The following is a 19,228-nucleotide window of genomic DNA, read 5'->3' as shown; positions in this document are numbered from 1 at the left end:
GAGGCGAACGGTTAGGCTGAACCTTTTTATATCTTGTTACGCTGTCGCGCTAGCCATATCTACGGCTTTATTCCCCGATGAAATTCTTGCGTATCAACTCGGCGGACTTGTACTCCTCTTCCAGATACGTCTCAATATGCCGTTTCTTCTTATCCTCTAATATCTCGTTAATAGCGATTAGGATACCCGTTTCTTCCACCTCTCCAAACTCATGGTTGATCGCTGTGCCGAATACACGCATCTTAGGCGACAAGCTCATGTAAGCATTTACCAAAGGAGGCACGTTGATGCCGAATTTACGAACCTCTTGGTTCAATACCTTGTAGTTATCCTTGAAATTATCGTGAGGGAAAAGAGATCTCATCTTCTCTACATCCATATTAGTCTCCAAAGGATATACCGGAGTGATCAGTTGGTCTGCGTCCGGGAAATGCAATCCGAGGAAGTATAAGATCATATTACGGGCCTCTTGGTTGTACGTATTGTACATAGTCACCTTCCCGAAATAATACCTCAAGCTCGGATCAACCACGGATAAAGCCCCCAATCCATCCCACAGGTTATCCAACACGAATAAGCCTTTCGCCCCGGAACGGGTGGATTGATACTCCAGAGCCACGAACGAGCGTCCCAACTCTACCGTATAAGGAAGGATCTCCTTGATAAATTTCTCTGAGAAATTAAACAAGTGCGAGGTCGCCAAGATCGGTTTACCATTCTCGTCGAACTTAACGTCCGAACCGCAAAGGAAACGGTATCCCCCCAAGATCTGCTCATCTTCCGGGCTCCAGACAATCAGTTGGCGGTAAGCGTCTTCCATCGTGTCATACTCATCGATATCCACCGGGAATCCCGTGCCACCCCCGTAATAACGGAAAGCGACCTCCCGCAGACGCCCTATCTCTTGCATGACATTGGGTGAGTCGTGCGCCGTGACGATATAAATCTCATTCTTCGATTTATTGGTACTTCTCAACCTCTTCTCTTTGGTCAATTCAGCCTTCAGTAGTGCCCTGTCTATGGGATTGATAATGTCTTGCATATGTTTCGTCTGTTAATCCTTGAGTTTGTAAACCTTGTTTTTTATCCACTCAGCCCATTCGGCGGGTTTCTTGCTATTGTCGAATGTCTGCCAAGGGATAGGCTTCCCGAAATGAATCCGGAAGGTCTTATGTTTGCTCCGGAACATCTCGTCCGGTAAATAAATCATCTCATAATTCATCTTTATACCCAACGCCTTGCGTATCCGGGCAAGGTTATAGAAGAAATTGGAATTCTTCCCGTCGAAATAGACCGGTACGATATCCCGCTTGTATTGCACCGCCTTCTGGATGAACGATTTCTTCCACTCCAAGTCTTGTATCTTGCCACCAATCTTGCGAGAGCATAATCCGGCGGGGAAAGTGATGATCTGGTCGTCCGAGGCAAAAGCCTCCTCCAGCATCCGTGCGTTGTCCTTTCCTTGGGTGCCGTGTTTGTTGATCGGTACAAAGATGGATTTTAGATTGGAGAGATAAAGTAATAAATCATTGACCGGATACTTGATGCGGCCTTCGAACCGGGAACCGATAACGGCGGAGAGACAGATACCGTCCAATCCTCCGAGCGGATGGTTGGAGGCGAAGATATAGCGCCCTTCGGTCGGGATGTTCTCCGCATGTACCAGATCGAGGGTAAGGTCAAAATAGCCGATAAGCTCACGCATGAAATCTACCCCTTCCTTATCGTGGTAACGGGTTAATATATCATTCAGTTCCTCTTGATGAACCGTGCGAATCAAGTAGTCCACGATAAATCCCGGAATCTTGCGTGACGCCTTGGGCGCCTTTTGTGCCAATACTTGCTTAATATCTATCTTTGTCACACCTTGTTTTGCCATCTATATAAGCTTGTCAAGGGGCAAAGATAAAGTTAATAATTAAAACGAGAGAGGTTTGAGTGAAGTTTTTGCTTTTTCGCCAGCTATCTTGGCCTTTTCCCCTTGATCTTTTAGCCGCTACCATTAGGGAGGTTAGTCCCCGGGAGCTTGACTATCGGTTATCTAACGGCTGTTGGACGATCATGCACCAACTGTTAGAAGATCATCTACCAACTGTTGCATGATCATCCAACGGCCGTTAGAAGATGAAGGTGAAAGGAAGAATTGGTTAACGGATACCGGTGAAAAGCGTAAGAGATAAGGACGAAAAGACGAAGGGTTAACGACCTGTTGATAACTTTTTCCTACTTTTCTTATATAAATGTTGGCGGGTAATTTTGGAAATGTGTACTTTTACCCACCGATAAGGCATGTGCGTGCGTATCAAAGGAGTACGGCGCTTGATTTTAAGAGGAAGTTTAACGTAAGAACGACGAATGGAAGAAAAAGATAGTTGCTATCATGTACCGGTAATGCTGCGGGAAAGTCTGGAGGGATTGGATATCCGTCCCGACGGGATTTACGTGGATGTTACGTTTGGCGGTGGAGGACATTCCCGCGAGATCTTGAAACGGTTGGGTAGCGGGGGCGAACTTTACGGCTTTGACCAAGACGCGGACGCGGAGCATAATATCCCGGCAGATCCACGATTCACTTTCGTGCGCAGTAATTTCCGTTATTTGTATAATTTTATGCGTTACTATGGAGAAAGCGGGGAGGTAGACGGTCTGTTGGCGGATTTAGGTGTCTCTTCCCATCATTTCGACGATAAGGATCGCGGTTTCTCTTTCCGTTTCGACGGGACGTTGGATATGCGGATGAATACGCGTGCGGGGCAGACCGCCGCCGATATCGTGAATAATTATACGGCGGAGGCGTTGGCCGATGTGTTTTATCTATATGGCGAGCTGAAGGTGTCACGGAAATTAGCCTCTGTGCTGGTGAAAGCCCGTGAGACAAAGAAGATAGAGACGATCGGGGACTTCTTGGAGGTGATCAAGCCGTTTACGGGGAAGGACAAGGAGAAGAAATTCTTGGCGCAAGTCTTTCAAGCGCTTCGTATCGAGGTGAACGATGAGATGAGGGCGCTGAAAGAGATGCTGCGGAGTACCTTGCGGGTGTTGAGGCCGGGAGGACGTTTGGTGGTTATCACGTATCACTCCTTGGAAGATCGTCTGGTAAAGAACTTTTTGAAGACCGGAAACTTCGAGGGGAAATGCGAGCAGGATTTCTTCGGGAACGTACGATCGCCTTTCCGCTTGGTCAATAATAAGGTGATCGTCCCGACCGACGAGGAGGTGGAGCGGAATCCCCGTTCCCGGAGCGCCAAGTTGAGAATCGCTGAGAAGGTATAAGGAGAAATAGATATGGAAGAAAACGGACAACATAAGAAAACGAGGAAGAAGGAGAAACGTCTTTCGTTCTGGTATATACTCGGTGGCGGCGTGCTGAAAGAGGATTTTATCTTGAGGCATACGCGCATGATCGTGTTACTTGTCGTGTTGGCGTTTTTCTTTATCGGTAACCGGTATACTTGTATGCAAAAGTTGCGTGAGATCGACCGGTTGCAACAGCAATTGAGGGATGTGCGTTTCGAGGCGTTGTCGATCTCATCCGAGTTGACCGGCAATAGCCGCCAATCGCAAATCGAGTTGCTGATCGAGGAGCAAGGTATTGATCTGGAGGGTGCGAAAACCCCTCCTTATGAGTTATATAAGTGAGATAAGGTGTAAATGGGTATGTCTGAAGAAAACGAACCGAAAGAAATAGAGCCTAAAAGTAGCCGGATTTTATTCTGTTACTTCGTGGTCGTGCTGTTGCTGGGGCTTGTGGCCGTAGGAATCCTGTTCCGTGCCTTTGATACGGCCTTCGTGGAGAGGGATAAATGGATGAAGGTGGCCGAGAGCCAGAAACGACCGAACCGTTTGGTGTTGCCCGGACGTGGCAATATCTATTCGTCGGACGGTAAGTTGATGGCTACCAGCGTGCCTCGTTATTATATGTATATCGACTTTAAGGCGGATGCGTATACTCCGGCTAAGGATGCCAAGTATAATTGGCTGGATACGTTCAAGACGTCCAAGAAGGATGGGGTGGACTCGTTGGCGTTTTATCTTTCCCGTAAATTGAAGGATCGTACGCCGGCGGGCTATAAGGCTTATCTGCTGAAAGGGCTGAGCGGTAAGAGTCGCCAGTTCCCGATTTACGCGGGGAAGGTCTCGTATTCGGACTTGAAGGAGATCCGTAAGTTCCCGTTCCTTCGTTTGGGACGTTATAAGAGCGGTTTTTATACGAAGGAGATGGTGCAGCGCCAGAAACCTTTCGGGACCTTGGCGTCTCGTACGATCGGTGATATCTACGGAGAGATCGAGGAGGGTGGAACTACGAAGGGGAAGAATGGATTGGAGTTGCAATACGATTCGCTCCTGCGGGGGCAGGCCGGGTTGAGTTCCGTTCGCCGTGTCGGTGGAGGCTGGACGAACGTGATTGAGGTGGACCCGGTGGATGGCATGGATATTCGCACCACGATCGATATCAATATACAGGATATAACCGAGAAATCGCTGGTCGATAAATTGAAGGCGATCGATGCCGAGTCTGGTACGGCTGTCGTGATGGAGGTCGAGACCGGAGAGATCAAGGCGATCACGAATATGGGGCGTATCCGTGAGGGCGTATATGGCGAGACGAAGAATCATGCCGTGGCGGACGAGATCGAGCCGGGCTCTACTTTCAAGGTGGCCTCTATCATGGTGGCCTTGGAGGATGGTTTATGCAATCCGGGAGATACGGTCGATGTAGGCAATGGTATATATATGTATAAGGGTGCCCGCATGACGGACCATAATATGAATAAAGGCGGATACGGTCGGATCTCGGTGGAGCAGGCGATTTGGTATTCCTCTAATATCGGTGTAGCCAAGACGATCCTGAAAGGTTATTCGGATAACCCGACAAAGTTCGTGGAGGGACTGTACCGTATCGGTATGAACGCGGATCTTCGTTTGGAGATACCGGGGGCGGGACGTGCCAAGATACGTCGCCCGGATGATACGACCCGTTATTGGTCCAAGACCACCTTGCCTTGGATGTCGTTCGGTTACGAGACGCAGGTACCGCCGATCAATACGCTGGCGTTCTTTAACGCGATCGCGAACGACGGGAAGATGGTTCGCCCGATGTTTACGAAAGAGATCTTACATAACGGCAAGACCGTGCAGAGTTTTTCCACGGAGGTGATCAACTCTTCGATTTGCTCGGATCATACGCTGGCGTTGATAAAAGATATGTTGCTGGGAGTCGTGGAGAAAGGGACCGGTAAGGCGGTTCATTCGGATATTGTCCGGATCGCCGGAAAGACCGGTACGGCGCAGATCGCTACGGGCGGTGTCTACCGTACGAGCGGGCACCAAGTCTCTTTCTGTGGCTATTTCCCGGCCGATCATCCGAAGTATTCTTGTATCGTGGTGATCCGCCGTCCCCGTATTGGTTATCCTTCGGGCGGTACGATGTCGGGAGGCGTGGTGCGTGCGATCGCCGAGAAGATATACGCCAGCCATATGTCGTTCGATGTCCGGGATATGGAACGGGATTCGATGGCCGTGATGGTACCTCGTGTGAAAGGCGGCGATCTGAGGGCGGTAGAGGACGTATTAGATGAATTGGATATTAAGGCGGATACGGACAGTTTGGAGACAAAGTGGGTCGTAGCCTCCGCCGAGCAAGAAGAGAATAAGGTGAAATTAAGCGATCTGACGATTCGTGAGGGCCTGGTACCCCGGGTAGTCGGCATGGGTGCTAAAGATGCGGTTTTCTTGTTGGAGCAAGCCGGTCTGCGTGTCTCTTTGTCGGGTGTCGGACGGGTCGTTTCGCAGAGTATTCAACCCGGACAGCGAGTGTCTAAGGGGCAGACCGTATTATTAACATTGAAATAGGTATGGAACTAAGGGATTTAATCGGTGCGTTGGAAGCTCCTATGTTGATGGGGGCGGATAATGTGGATATCACGAATATTCAATCAGACTCTCGTCGGGTGACGAAAGGGTCTTTGTTTGTCGCTGTGAGAGGTACGGCCGTGGATGGCCATGCCTATATGGACAGCGCCATAGAGAAGGGGGCTGTCGCTATCGTATGCGAGGAGGCTCCGTCCTATTTGGAGGGGAGATGCTCGTTTATCGTGGTGAAGGATTCGGCGGAGGCGCTGGGTCTTTTGGTTTCCCGCTGGTATGGTGATCCTTCCGGGAAATTGGTGTTGGTAGGCGTGACGGGTACGAACGGGAAGACTACGATCGCTACCTTATTATATGAGATGTTCCGGAAGATGGGGCATAAGGTGGGATTGCTTTCCACGGTATGTAATTATATAGATGGCGAGGCGGTACCGACGGATCATACGACACCGGACCCGCTTACGCTTCATTCCTTGATGGCCCGGATGGTAGAGGCCGGATGTGAGTATGCTTTTATGGAGGTTAGCTCTCATTCGATCGATCAGCGGCGCATCAGCGGCTTGTCTTTCGACGGGGGGATTTTCACGAACCTGACCCGTGATCATTTGGACTATCATAAGACCGTGGAGAATTACTTGAAAGCGAAGAAGAAATTCTTCGATGACCTGCCTGCCGGGACTTTTGCCTTGACGAATGCCGATGATAAATCCGGCTTGGTGATGTTGCAAAATACGAAGGCGAAGAAGCTGACCTATTCCTTGCGTACCTTGGCCGATTTCAAGGGAAAGATATTGGAATCTCATTTCGAGGGTACAGACTTGATCATTAACGGTCGGGAGGTTATGGTGCATTTCGTGGGACGTTTCAACGCTTATAACTTACTAGCCGTGTACGGAGCCGCAGTTTCTTTGGGGAAAGATCCCGAGGAGGTGTTGATCGTGCTGAGCACGCTTCGCTCCGTATCCGGTCGCTTCGAGACGATCCAGTCTCCGCTCGGTTATACGGCGATCGTGGATTACGCTCACACGCCGGATGCCTTGACGAATGTACTGAATGGCATTCATGAGGTATTGGATGGGAAAGGACGTATCATTACCGTGGTAGGTGCCGGGGGAAACCGGGACAAGGGGAAGCGTCCGTTGATGGCGAAAGAGGCTGCCAAGCTGAGCGATCAGGTAATTCTGACTTCCGATAACCCGCGCTTTGAGGAACCGGATGATATTATTAACGATATGGTAGCCGGATTGACGAAAATGGATATGGAACGTGTCTTATGTATCACGGACCGTACGCAAGCGATCAAGACCGCTACGATGTTGGCGAAGAAAGGGGATGTGATCCTTGTTGCCGGAAAAGGCCACGAAGACTATCAGGAGATCAAGGGGGTGAAACATCACTTTGACGACCGTGAGAAGTTACGCGAGATTTTTTCGACACAACAATCATAATATTTAAGACGACATGCTTTATTATCTTTTTAATTATTTGGATCAGTTGGATTTCCCGGGAGCGGGTATGTTTAAGTACGTATCTTTCCGCTCGGGGTTGGCCTTGATCTTGTCCTTGTTTATCTCTACGGCGATCGGCCGGCGTATCATCGATAAGTTGCAAATGTTGCAGATCGGCGAGACGGTGAGAAATCTTGGGCTGGAGGGCCAGATGAGCAAGAAGGGAACGCCAACGATGGGAGGTATTATCATTATTATCGCTATATTGATCCCGACTTTACTGTGTGCCAAGCTGAATAATATCTATGTGATATTGATGTTGGTGACTACGGTTTGGCTGGGAGCCTTGGGATTCGCGGATGATTATATCAAGGTGTTCAAGAAGAATAAGGAGGGCATGCACGGACGTTTCAAGATCGTCGGGCAGGTAGGACTGGGCCTGATCGTTGGCTTGGTATTGTTCATGAGCCCGGATGTGGTGATCAAGGAGAATATGGAGGTGCGCCATGATAACGTGATCGAGGAGGTGCGTTATCATACGGTGGAGACCAAGTCGACAAAGACGACCATCCCGTTCTTGAAAAACAATAATTTCGATTACGCCAACTTGGTGAACTGGGCGGGCGATTATAAGGAGGAGGCCGCGTGGCTAGTGTTCGTGCTGATGGTGATCTTTGTGGTGACTGCCGTGTCGAACGGAGCCAATATGACGGATGGATTGGACGGCTTGGCTGCCGGGACATCGGCGATCATCGGGGTGGCGCTCGGTATTTTGGCTTATATGTCATCCCACTTTGAGTTCGCCTCGTTCTTGAATATCATGTTTATACCCGGCGCAGAGGAGTTGGTGGTTTATGCCGCTGCCTTTATCGGTGCCACGGTCGGTTTCCTATGGTACAACTCATATCCGGCCCAAGTATTTATGGGAGACACGGGTAGCTTGACCTTGGGAGGTATTATCGCTGTTTTCGCGATCATCATCCGTAAGGAGTTGTTGATTCCGATCCTTTGCGGTATTTTCTTGGTGGAGAATATATCGGTCATGTTGCAAGTGGCCTACTTTAAATATACGAAGAAGAAGTATGGGGAAGGTCGCCGTATCTTCAAGATGGCTCCTTTACACCATCATTTCCAGAAACCGGGAAATGCGGGTATACAGGCGTTGATCCAAAAGCCGTTCAATGTCGTGCCTGAATCGAAGATCGTGGTCCGTTTCTGGTTGATCGGTATTATTTTGGCTGTTATGACGATAGTTACGTTAAAGATGAGATAAAAGATGAGTAAGAGAATGGTTATATTAGGGGCCGGGGAGAGTGGCGCGGGAGCCGCTGTCTTGGCGAAGGCGAAAGGATTCGACGTGTTCGTGTCCGATAAATCGTCTATCAAACCTAAGTATAAGGAGATGCTGGACAACCACGGGATTCGTTGGGAAGAGGGACAGCATACCGAAGCCGACATCTTGAATGCCGACGAAATTGTCAAGAGCCCGGGTATTCCCGACAAGGCTCCTATCATACAGTTATTGAAGAAGCAAGGTACGCCGATCATCTCCGAGATCGAGTTTGCCGGAAGGTATACGGACTCGAAGATGATTTGCATCACGGGTAGCAACGGCAAGACGACAACGACGATGCTTACGTATCATATACTGAAAGAAGCGGGCGTGGACGTGGGCTTGGCCGGAAATGTCGGAAACAGCTTGGCGCTTCAGGTTGCGGAAGATCCACATGCGGTCTACGTGATCGAGTTGAGCAGTTTCCAACTGGATAATATGTACGACTTTAGAGCGGATATCGCTATTATATTGAATATAACACCGGATCATCTGGACCGTTATAACTATGAGATGCAGAATTATGTAGACGCTAAGTTCCGCATCTTGCAAAATCAGACGAAGGACGACGCCTTCATTTTCTGGAACGATGACCCGATCATAGCCCGTGAGATCGCCAAACGGCATCCTAAGGCTACTCTTTACCCATTCGCCGAGACACATGAGAACGGCGTGAAGGGATATACGGAAAATAATCAAGTAGTTATTGAAACGGTAAACGGAACATTTACGATGGAACAAGACCTATTGGCATTGACTGGTACGCATAACCTGTATAACTCTTTGGCTTCGGGGATAGCGTCCAAGATCGTGGACATTCATGATGAGAAAATACGTGCCTCACTCAGTGATTTCACGGGTGTTGAGCACCGTTTGGAAAAGGTGCTTCGCGTGCGTGGTGTTGATTATATCAATGACTCGAAAGCTACGAACGTAAACTCTTGTTGGTATGCCTTGCAGAGCATGACGACCCCGGTCGTTTTGATCTTAGGGGGCACGGATAAAGGGAATGATTACTCGGAGATCGAGGAATTAGTGAATAAGAAGGTACATTCATTGATTTTCATGGGTGTGGATAATACGAAACTGCATGCGTTCTTCGACGGGAAAGTGGCGAATATTGAAGACGCCCGCTCGATGGAGGAGGCTGTGGCGAAAGCTTATAAGATGGCTCATAAGGGAGATACGGTATTGCTCTCTCCTTGTTGCGCCAGCTTCGACCTGTTCAAGAGCTATGAGGATCGGGGCGATCAGTTCAAGGCTTGCGTACGTAATTTGTAATAAAGGATAAAATGGATCTGGCGAGTAAACTGTTTAAGGGCGACCGGGTGATATGGATCATCTTCATGTTCCTGTGTCTTATATCGGTGGTGGAGGTGTTCAGCGCGACCAGTACGATCGCTTATAAGAACGCGAATCACTGGGCGCCTATCGTACGGCACGCCACCTTTTTATTGGGGGGTTTCGTCATGGTATTGCTGTTACATAATATACCGTGTCGTTTCTTCTCTGCGTTTATTATATTATTGCCGGTCTCGATGTTGATGTTGATCGTGACGCCCTTTATCGGCGTGGACGCTAATGATGCGCATCGATGGCTGGAAATCATGGGAATACAGTTCCAGCCTTCGGAGTTCGGGAAGCTGGCTTGTGTCGTGTTTGTCGCTTTCTTGCTCAGCAAGCGGGGGAAATTAACGGAGAACCAGATCTTTAAGTATATACTGATTGGAGTAGGACTCACCTGTGTCTTGATTCTGCCAGAGAACTTCTCTACGGCGTTTATGCTATTCGGGGTTTGTTTCCTGATGATGTTTATCGGTCAGTTGCCATTTGGTAAGTTGGCGAAGCTGGCGGGCATCTTGATGTTGGCGTTGGTGTTGTTCTTGGTGTTGCTTAAGTTTACGCCAGCCGCTATTACTCAGTATTTGCCGGATCGATTCGTTACTTGGCAGGGGCGTTTGGAGCGTTTCTTCGACGGGCATAAGGATAATTTGGATGAGAGTGGTACGTATAAGATAACCGATGATAATTATCAGGTAACCCATGCGAAGATAGCTATTGCCAGGGGAGGCGTATTAGGACAGATGCCCGGACATGGCCAACAGCGTGACTTCCTGCCACAGGCGTATTCAGATTTTATCTATGCGATTATCATAGAGGAACTGGGTATCGTTGGGGGGATCTTTGTACTGTTGCTTTATATAATGCTGCTAGTGCGGGTCGGGATGATCGCCCGGAAATGTGATAAATCATTCCCGAAATTCCTAGTGTTGGGATGTGGGTTGCTGGTGGTAGTCCAAGCCTTGGCGAATATGGCGGTAGCCGTGAATTTAGTGCCCGTTACCGGGCAACCGATGCCGTTGGTGAGCCGGGGTGGTACGTCTACGCTTATATCTTGTATCTATTTCGGGATCATATTGAGCGTAAGTCGTTTTGGAGCCAATATCGGAAATGAGGATGAGGAAGAGGAGGATACGGAGAATCCAGAGAATCCTTCCGACGAGCCATCCGGAGAGACAATAAATCAGGCGGTCGAGGGAGAGAAAGAAGATAATCCGCTGTCGGCTGTCGAAACGATAACTGTAGAGTCAAAAGTATGAGAAAGTACCGGATCATAATAAGTGGTGGTGGTACGGGAGGCCATATCTTCCCGGCCATATCTATCGCTAATACTTTCAAGAAACGTTTTCCGGATGCGGAAATCTTATTTGTGGGGGCGGAAGACCGCATGGAAATGGATAAGGTTCCGGCAGCTGGTTATAAAATTGTAGGTTTACCAGTGAGTGGGTTTGATCGTGCCCACTTGATGAACAACGTGAAGGTCATGGCTCGTTTAGCGAAAAGCTTGCGCTTGGCGAGGAAGACGATTCGTGAGTTCAAGCCAGATATAGCGGTCGGCGTGGGCGGTTATGCCAGTGGACCGACTTTATGGATGGCGGCTTCGCAAGGTGTTCCTGCGTTGATACAGGAGCAAAACTCATATGCCGGTGTGACCAATAAGTTGTTGGCGAAGAAAGCGAGCAAGATTTGTGTCGCTTACGAGGGCATGGAGAAGTTCTTTCCGGCGGATAAGATCGTGATTACGGGAAATCCGGTGCGACAGGATTTGGAAGAGGCGCTGAGTAAGAAAGAGGAGGCGTTGGCGTTCTTCGGGCTTTCTCCGGAGAAAAAAACGATCCTTGTGGTAGGTGGTAGCCTTGGCGCACGGACGATTAACCGGAGTATTCAAGGGGATCTGGATAAGTTCTTCGCCTCGGATGTACAGGTTATTTGGCAAACCGGTAGGTATTATTACAGCGACGCTTCCAAGCATTTGAAGGCGTACCGGGGAATGCCGGTTTGGTGCTCAGACTTTATTACCCGTATGGATTATGCTTATTCAGCGGCCGATTTGGTGATATCCCGTGCGGGGGCTAGTTCTATCTCGGAGCTTTGCTTATTAGGAAAACCGGTGGTCTTGGTGCCTTCGCCGAATGTGGCGGAAGATCATCAGACCAAGAATGCCTTGGCCTTGGTCCATAAGGATGCCGCCGTTATGATCGCCGATAAAGACGCGGAAAAGGATTTGGTGCCTACTGCCTTGAAGATAGTTCATGACGATGAACGTTTGCATACGTTGAGCCGTAATATCGAGACCTTGGCGCAACGCCATAGTGCGGACCGTATCGTGGATGAGATTGTTAAGATTATAGATAAGAAATAAGGAATATGGATATAAATAAAGTGACAGCGGTGTATTTCGTAGGTGCCGGGGGCATTGGAATGAGTGCCTTGATCCGTTATTTCCTCGCTAAGGGAAAACGAGTGGGCGGATACGATAAGACCCCTTCCGATTTAACCGAGGAGTTGAAAAAGGAGGGAGCCGATATTCACTATGAGGATAATGTAGCTTTGATCGGGGAGGCGTTCAAGTCGCCCGATGATACGCTGGTGGTTTATACGCCGGCGGTCCCGGAGTCGCATACGGAATTGACCTATTTCCGGGCGCACGGTTTTGAGGTGATGAAGCGGGCACGTGTCTTGGGAGAGATTACGAAAAGCAGCCGGGGTTTATGCGTGGCGGGAACGCACGGCAAGACAACGACCTCTTCTATGCTGGCTCATTTGCTGAAACAATCGCCAGTGGATTGCAATGCTTTCCTCGGAGGAATCCTAAAGAACTACGAGAGTAATTTGATGTTGTCTGATACGAGCGACTTTACCGTGATCGAGGCGGATGAGTTCGATCGTTCTTTTCATTGGCTTACTCCTTATATGGCAGTGATTACTTCCGCAGATCCAGATCATCTGGATATTTACGGTACGGCGGAGGCTTACCGGGAGAGTTTCGAGAAATTTACCTCCTTAATTCGTCCCGATGGTTGTCTACTGATCAAGAAAGGAATCAACGTAACGCCCCGTTTACAGGAGGGTGTCAAGAAATATACCTATTCCGTTACGGAAATAGCGGACTTTTACGCTGAAAATATTCGTATTTGCGACGGAAATATTACCTTTGACTTCGTTGGTCCGGAAATCCGTATTCCTGATGTGGAATTAGGTGTTCCCGTAAAGGTTAATATAGAGAACGGGGTAGCGGCTATGGCGATCGCTTGGTTGAACGGAGTGAAACCGGAGGATTTGAAAAAGGGTATGGCTACATTTGCCGGACCTCGCCGCCGTTTCGATTTCCATTTGAAGACTGATCAAGTGGTATTGATCGATGATTATGCCCATCATCCGGCCGAATTGCGACAGAGTATCTTGTCGGTGAAGGAATTATATGCGGGTCGTAAGGTGACAGGTATTTTCCAGCCGCATCTATATACCCGTACCCGGGATTTCGCTGGTGATTTCGCCGCGAGTCTCTCTTTATTGGATGAGTTGATCTTGCTGGATATCTATCCGGCTCGTGAGGAACCGATTCCGGGGGTGAGCTCTCGGATCATTTTTGATAAGGTGACGATCCCTTCCAAGACGCTGTGTAAGAAGGAAGAGCTTTTGGACGTGGTTGCCGCCGGGAAATATGAGGTAGTATTAATGGTAGGCGCCGGTAATATCGACCGTTTGGTGGAGCCTGTAAAAGAGATTTTATGTAAACAAATAAGGAAACCGTGATCCGAATAATTTCCATAGTAGTAGCCACGTTGTTGTTCTGTTACATCGTGTTTGTGTCGTTTTTCTTTCGGGAAATACGTCAGGACTCTATTTGCCAAGATCTGCAAGTCGTGGTGAAAGACAGTCTGGATAAACACTTCGTGAGCGAGAGTGACCTTGTGTCTATACTGAAGAAAGCTGGGCTAGATCCGATCAAGCGGTCAATGGCCGACGTGAATACGGATCGGATAGAGACGGAATTGCTTAAGAATGAGATGATCGCTCAAGTGGAGGCGTATAAGACTCCTTCGGGTATTATCAAGCTAGAGGTCATGCAAAAGATGCCTATCCTCCGGATTATGGGCGTAAGAGGTAGTTATTACGTGGATAATCTGGGAACCACCATGCCGATCAGTCGTCGGTATGCCGCGCATGTGCCAATTGTGAGTGGATATGTGGAAAAAGAGCTTGCGGTGACCGACTTATACAAATTTGCATTATTTTTGCAAGAGAATGAGTTCTGGAATGACCAGATTGAACAAATCTATGTCTATCCGGATAATGATATAGAACTTATTCCAAGAGTGGGTAACCACCGGATCATGTTGGGTACTTTGGATGAATTCGAAGAAAAGCTTGCGAATTTAAAGCTTTTCTATGAACAAGCGATCCCTAAAGTGGGTTGGGAAAAGTACAGTATGATTAATTTAAAATATAAGAATCAGATTGTTTGTACTAAAAAATAGATGATATGGCATACACAGACTTTATAGCAGCTATTGACCTAGGTACCTCCCATATGGTAGGAATGGTGGGGACTAAGAATGCGACGGGCGCTCTTTCAATCATCGCCTACGAAGTTGAGAACTCTGGCACCTGCATACGAAGAGGATGTGTATATAACGTGAAGGAGACGGCGAGTAAGATAAAACGCTTGATCCTCAAGTTGGAGAATAAACTGGGGGGGACCAAGATCGGGCAGGTATATGTGGGACTGGGTGGCCAGTCACTCCGTTCTATCGAGCATACGGTTTGCAAGGTATTGGGAACGGAAGGAGTGGTCACGGAGGAGATCATAGACTCTCTTTATCAAGAGTGTAAGGATTATCGTCCGGATATGTTGACCGTTCTTGACGTGGTTTCTCCTTCCTATTTTTTAGATGATAAACCAGAGTCCAACCCGGTGGGTGTGCCTTGTAGCCGTATCGAGGCTCGTTACAAGTTGATTGTTGGACGTCCTTCGTTGAAATTAAATATTGTCAATAGCATCTCGGAACAAGCGAAAATCGAGATCGCCGGTATTCTGGTGTCACCCCTCGCGTTGGGAGATGTTGTCTTGAGCGACAATGAGAAGGACTTGGGTTGCGCCTTGATCGGTTTCGGTGCCGGCGTGACGACGATATCTGTCTATAAGGGTGGTAAGTTGGCCAGCCTTTCCGTTGTTCCCTTTGGAGGTAATTTGATAACAAAAGATATAACCAATCTCAGGGTCGTAGAGTCTGAGGCGGAACGCTTGAAGATCACTTATGGTAGCGCGAAAGCGGACCGGGATAATGATATGACCATCCAAGTGAGTTTAGCGGATGGAATGGGCTTACGTGAGATTAAGCTGGCCGAGTTGAACGGTGTGATCGAGGCCCGTATGGATGAGATCTTAGAGAATGTATATGCTCGTCTGGAGGCTACAGGCTTGATGAGCGTTCTCGGTGCCGGCATCGTGATTACGGGTGGAGGCGCCGCTTTGAAGAATTTACCGGCTGTTATGAGCGAACGCTTGAAGATGGAGGTTCGCTATTCAGCGGTTCGCAAGGGGGTTGTCGCTAGTGGTGATTTAGTGGTCGCCAGCAATCCCGAATATGCGGTAGCCGTCGGCCTCTTGGCGAAAGGAACTAAGAATTGCGCGTTATATATTCCTCCTAAACCGGAGCCTAAGATTGAGCCGGTGGTTGAGCCTGAACCGACAGTGGAACCGACTCCGGAACCGGAACCCGTCAAGGAGAAGCCGAAGAAAGAGAAGAAAAAAGGTCCCGGCTTGTTCGGGCGGTTGACAAAAGGAATCGATACCTTTGGTAAAACCCTCTTCGATGACGATGATAACGAGAGTAAATAACGTGATCTACGAATGTAATAAAACCGGAAGACAATGGACGATACAATATTAAATTTTAATTATCCTACGGATACTCCCAAAATCATTAAGGTGATTGGTGTTGGAGGCGGTGGCGGAAACGCTGTTACTCATATGTATAAGGAGGGCATACACGATGTTACATTCGTGTTATGTAATACGGATAATCAAGCCTTGAACCGTTCGGATGTTCCTATCAAGTTATTGCTGGGACGTGAGATCACGCAGGGATTGGGCGCGGGCAATAAGCCGGAACGTGCGATGATGGCGGCCGAGGAGAGTCTGGACGATCTTCGAGGTATGTTGAACGACGGTACGAAGATGGTATTTATTACCGCCGGTATGGGTGGTGGTACCGGTACGGGTGCCGCTCCGGTTATCGCTCGTATCGCGAAGGATATGGGAATATTGACGGTAGGTATCGTAACCATTCCTTTCTTGTTCGAGGGTGAGCGTAAGATTATACAGGCCTTGAATGGTGTGGAGGAGATCGCGAAGAACGTGGATGCCTTATTGGTGATCAATAACGAGCGTTTGCGTGAGATTTATTCGGACCTTTCCGTGATGAACGCTTTCGGCAAGGCCGATGATACCTTGACGATCGCCGCCAAGAGTATCGCGGAGATCATTACGCTTCCGGGTATTATCAACCTCGACTTCGCCGATGTTAACACCACGATGAAAGATGGTGGTGTCGCTTTGATGAGTAATGGTTTTGGTGAAGGAGAAGGACGTGTTCGCCAAGCGGTGGAAGACGCTCTGAATTCTCCGCTATTAAGCAACAACGACGTAAAGAACGCCAAGAAAATCCTGTTCAACGTATATTTCAGCGAGGAAGCCGAGTTGCGCATGGAGGAGATGAACGACGTGCATAACTTTATGTCCGAGTTCAACCGTGATATAGAGGTTATCTGGGGTACTGCCGTGGATAATACATTAGGTAATAAAGTGAAAATGACGATCCTCGCTACTGGATTTACGATGGATGATATTCCATTGATCGCTGATAAACGCAGGAATGAAGCCGCTCAGATGACGGAAGAAGAATTGCGCTTAGAAGAAGAGCGAATCGAGAAAGAGCGTAAGGAGCGTGATTTGATTGGTAAATATTATGGTGCTTCCGCACAAAAGGCGGGTCGTTTTACCTCTCGTGCGAAAGCGGTAGTTTTGACTCAGGAAGAGTTGGATGATGATGCCTTGATCGCTTTGATAGAGGATAATCCGACTTATAACCGGGATCCGAAGATCGTAGCCCGTGCCCGTTCCAAAGTAGCGGGAGAGGATATTCAAGTATCGGCTCCGACAACGGCGAAGCAACCGGCTAACCAACCTCGCCAAGATTCTCAGCGGGGGGGTAAACAAGTGATCAGTTTCCGATAGTTAATAATATAATAAGGATATGGATTTATTTGAACAAGTCAGTGAAGACATTAAAAACGCTATGAAGGCGAAAGATAAAGTCGCCTTGGAGACATTGAGAAATGTAAAGAAATTTTTCTTGGAAGCGAAAACCGCTCCGGGAGCCAATGATACGCTGATGGATGCGGATGCCTTGAAGATCATGCAGAAGTTGGTGAAACAAGGGAAAGATTCCGCTACGATTTATGTGCAACAGGGCCGTCAAGACCTAGCGGATGTTGAGTTGGAGCAAGTAAAAGTGATTGAGAAATATTTACCTCAACAAATGTCTGCCGAGGAATTGGAGAAAGAATTGAAAGCTATTATCGCTCAAGTCGGTGCCGCTGGCCCGAAAGATATGGGTAAGGTAATGGGTGTAGCCTCAAAAGCATTGGCAGGAAGAGCCGAAGGACGGATGATTTCCGAGACGGTTAAGCGTTTACTTAATTAATTGATTCATACGAAGACCGCACTAAGGGCATTCTGACAATTACTCGTTAGAATGCCCTTGGTACGGTTTTCTCGTATATACCTTTTCCTTTGACAATTTAATTCTTTAGAAAACCATGATTACTTTTACATGTTGTCTGATAGCCCTTATCGTTGGATATTTTACGTATGGTAAATTTGTCGAGCGGGTGTTTGGCGTAGATCCCTCCCGGGTTACTCCCGCTTTCACGAAACAAGATGGTGTCGATTATATACCCTTGCCTACTTGGAAGATTTTCATGATCCAATTTTTGAATATAGCGGGTCTGGGACCTATTTTCGGCGCTATCATGGGGGCTAAATTTGGGGTAGCTTCTTTCCTTTGGATCGTATTGGGAAGTATATTTGCGGGCGCTACCCATGATTTCCTATCGGGAATGCTTTCGTTGCGGCATGATGGAGAAAGTCTTCCTGAATTGATCGGACGGTATCTGGGGAACAACTTTAAGCAATTTATGCGGGGCTTTACGGTTATCTTGATGATCTTGGTGGGTGCTGTTTTCGTAGCTGGGCCTGCAGGGTTGCTGGCTAAACTGACTCCGGAATATCTAGATGCTACGTTCTGGATTATCGTCGTATTCATTTATTATATACTGGCTACTCTATTACCTGTTGATAAGATTATCGGAAAGATCTATCCATTATTCGCCATCGCTTTGCTATTTATGGCCGTAGGTATCTTGGTTATGTTATTTATTAACCAGCCGCCGTTACCTGAGATTACGGATGGACTTAGTAATACGCATCCGGGAGGCTTGCCTATTTTTCCGATCATGTTTGTTAGTATCGCTTGTGGCGCTATCTCTGGCTTTCATGCTACCCAAAGTCCATTGATGGCCCGTTGCATGAAAAGTGAGAAATACGCCCGTCCCGTATTTTACGGAGCGATGATTACCGAAGGTATCGTAGCCTTGATCTGGGCCGCCGCCGCTACGTATTTCTTCCATAATAACGGAATGGAGGAGAACAATGCCGCTGTCGTAGTAGACAGTATCACAAAAGAGTGGCTGGGCGCTGTCGGAGGTGTATTAGCGATACTGGGTGTGATAGCAGCTCCGATTACTTCTGGCGATACGGCTTTCCGCTCGGCTCGTCTGATTGTCGCAGACTTCCTGCAAATGGAGCAAAAAACGGTGGTCAAACGTCTGATGATCTGTATTCCCATGTTTATCGTTGCGATAGGAATCTTATTATATAGTCAAAAAGATAAGGATGGCTTCGATATGATCTGGCGTTATTTCGCATGGAGTAACCAGACGTTGGCAGTATTTACCCTATGGGCCTTAACCGTATATTTGGTACAAGCAAAGAAATTATATGTGATAACCTTGATTCCCGCCTTATTCATGACGGCGGTATGTTCTACCTATATTTTTGTAGCTCCGGAAGGGTTTGGTCTTTCCTCCGGTTTTTCTCAACTTTTGGGGCTACTAGTTACATTGATCGTTTTCGGGATCTTCTTAGTCTGGAAAAGAAAGAAAGTATAAA

16 protein-coding genes are annotated in these 19,228 nt (G+C 48.0%); 14 read left to right on the top strand and 2 right to left on the bottom strand.

Annotation, left to right across the window (positions count from 1 at the left end; all coding sequences use genetic code 11):
* Nucleotides 1-67: 67 nt before the first annotated feature.
* Both DW205_RS12065 and DW205_RS12060 read right to left on the bottom strand, forming a co-directional pair.
* Complete coding sequence (locus DW205_RS12065) at nt 68-1,042, bottom strand: GNAT family N-acetyltransferase (RefSeq protein WP_005866962.1); 975 nt, start codon at nt 1,040-1,042, stop codon at nt 68-70.
* A gap of 12 nt (nt 1,043-1,054) precedes the next feature.
* Nucleotides 1,055-1,879 carry a 1-acyl-sn-glycerol-3-phosphate acyltransferase gene (locus DW205_RS12060; RefSeq protein ID WP_005866963.1) on the bottom strand — a complete coding sequence of 275 codons (825 nt, stop codon included), beginning with the start codon at nt 1,877-1,879 and terminating at the stop codon, nt 1,055-1,057.
* 476 nt (nt 1,880-2,355) lie between these two features.
* On the opposite strand from DW205_RS12060, the gene rsmH reads away from it, so the two are divergent.
* The 14 genes from rsmH to DW205_RS11990 all read left to right on the top strand — a co-directional run bounded on the left by rsmH (nt 2,356) and on the right by DW205_RS11990 (nt 19,227).
* Complete coding sequence (gene rsmH, locus DW205_RS12055; protein ID WP_005866965.1) at nt 2,356-3,273, top strand: 16S rRNA (cytosine(1402)-N(4))-methyltransferase RsmH; 918 nt, start codon at nt 2,356-2,358, stop codon at nt 3,271-3,273.
* A 12-nt stretch (nt 3,274-3,285) separates the two neighbouring features.
* Complete coding sequence (locus DW205_RS12050; protein WP_005861360.1) at nt 3,286-3,639, top strand: FtsL-like putative cell division protein; 354 nt, start codon at nt 3,286-3,288, stop codon at nt 3,637-3,639.
* Nucleotides 3,640-3,657: 18 nt separating this feature from the next.
* Nucleotides 3,658-5,853: a penicillin-binding protein gene (locus tag DW205_RS12045; protein WP_005866967.1), complete on the top strand. Its 2,196-nt coding sequence runs from the start codon at nt 3,658-3,660 to the stop codon at nt 5,851-5,853.
* A 2-nt stretch (nt 5,854-5,855) separates the two neighbouring features.
* Nucleotides 5,856-7,316, top strand: a complete 1,461-nt coding sequence (locus tag DW205_RS12040; protein WP_005866968.1) for a UDP-N-acetylmuramoyl-L-alanyl-D-glutamate--2,6-diaminopimelate ligase — start codon at nt 5,856-5,858, stop codon at nt 7,314-7,316.
* A gap of 13 nt (nt 7,317-7,329) precedes the next feature.
* Nucleotides 7,330-8,589, top strand: a complete 1,260-nt coding sequence (gene mraY / locus DW205_RS12035; RefSeq protein ID WP_005861367.1) for a phospho-N-acetylmuramoyl-pentapeptide-transferase — start codon at nt 7,330-7,332, stop codon at nt 8,587-8,589.
* Nucleotides 8,590-8,592: 3 nt separating this feature from the next.
* Nucleotides 8,593-9,930 carry a UDP-N-acetylmuramoyl-L-alanine--D-glutamate ligase gene (gene murD, locus DW205_RS12030; RefSeq protein WP_008778445.1) on the top strand — a complete coding sequence of 446 codons (1,338 nt, stop codon included), beginning with the start codon at nt 8,593-8,595 and terminating at the stop codon, nt 9,928-9,930.
* A gap of 11 nt (nt 9,931-9,941) precedes the next feature.
* Entirely contained in the window at nt 9,942-11,249 is a 1,308-nt protein-coding gene (locus tag DW205_RS12025; protein WP_005866970.1) for an FtsW/RodA/SpoVE family cell cycle protein, read from the top strand.
* Nucleotides 11,246-12,352, top strand: coding sequence for an undecaprenyldiphospho-muramoylpentapeptide beta-N-acetylglucosaminyltransferase (murG, locus tag DW205_RS12020; RefSeq protein ID WP_005866971.1), 1,107 nt, complete (start codon nt 11,246-11,248; stop codon nt 12,350-12,352). Before DW205_RS12025 ends, murG begins: the two co-directional genes overlap by 4 nt.
* 5 nt (nt 12,353-12,357) lie before the next feature.
* Nucleotides 12,358-13,746, top strand: coding sequence for a UDP-N-acetylmuramate--L-alanine ligase (murC, locus tag DW205_RS12015; RefSeq protein WP_005861375.1), 1,389 nt, complete (start codon nt 12,358-12,360; stop codon nt 13,744-13,746).
* Nucleotides 13,743-14,471 carry a cell division protein FtsQ/DivIB gene (locus DW205_RS12010; protein ID WP_005866972.1) on the top strand — a complete coding sequence of 243 codons (729 nt, stop codon included), beginning with the start codon at nt 13,743-13,745 and terminating at the stop codon, nt 14,469-14,471. The genes murC and DW205_RS12010 overlap by 4 nt, the downstream gene beginning before the upstream one ends.
* A 5-nt stretch (nt 14,472-14,476) precedes the next feature.
* Nucleotides 14,477-15,835: a cell division protein FtsA gene (ftsA, locus tag DW205_RS12005; RefSeq protein ID WP_005866973.1), complete on the top strand. Its 1,359-nt coding sequence runs from the start codon at nt 14,477-14,479 to the stop codon at nt 15,833-15,835.
* A 33-nt stretch (nt 15,836-15,868) separates the two neighbouring features.
* Entirely contained in the window at nt 15,869-17,233 is a 1,365-nt protein-coding gene (gene ftsZ, locus DW205_RS12000; protein ID WP_005866974.1) for a cell division protein FtsZ, read from the top strand.
* Nucleotides 17,234-17,252: 19 nt separating this feature from the next.
* Complete coding sequence (locus tag DW205_RS11995; protein WP_005866975.1) at nt 17,253-17,702, top strand: GatB/YqeY domain-containing protein; 450 nt, start codon at nt 17,253-17,255, stop codon at nt 17,700-17,702.
* A 115-nt stretch (nt 17,703-17,817) separates the two neighbouring features.
* Nucleotides 17,818-19,227, top strand: a complete 1,410-nt coding sequence (locus DW205_RS11990) for a carbon starvation protein A (protein WP_005866976.1) — start codon at nt 17,818-17,820, stop codon at nt 19,225-19,227.
* The last annotated feature ends 1 nt before the right edge of the window (nt 19,228 follow it).

Source organism: Parabacteroides sp. AM17-47 (assembly GCF_003434625.1).
In the GTDB taxonomy this organism is placed as follows: Bacteria; Bacteroidota; Bacteroidia; order Bacteroidales; family Tannerellaceae; genus Parabacteroides; species Parabacteroides distasonis.
Note: the sequence above shows the minus strand (reverse complement) of the source record. Positions and strands in the feature narration are given on the sequence as shown.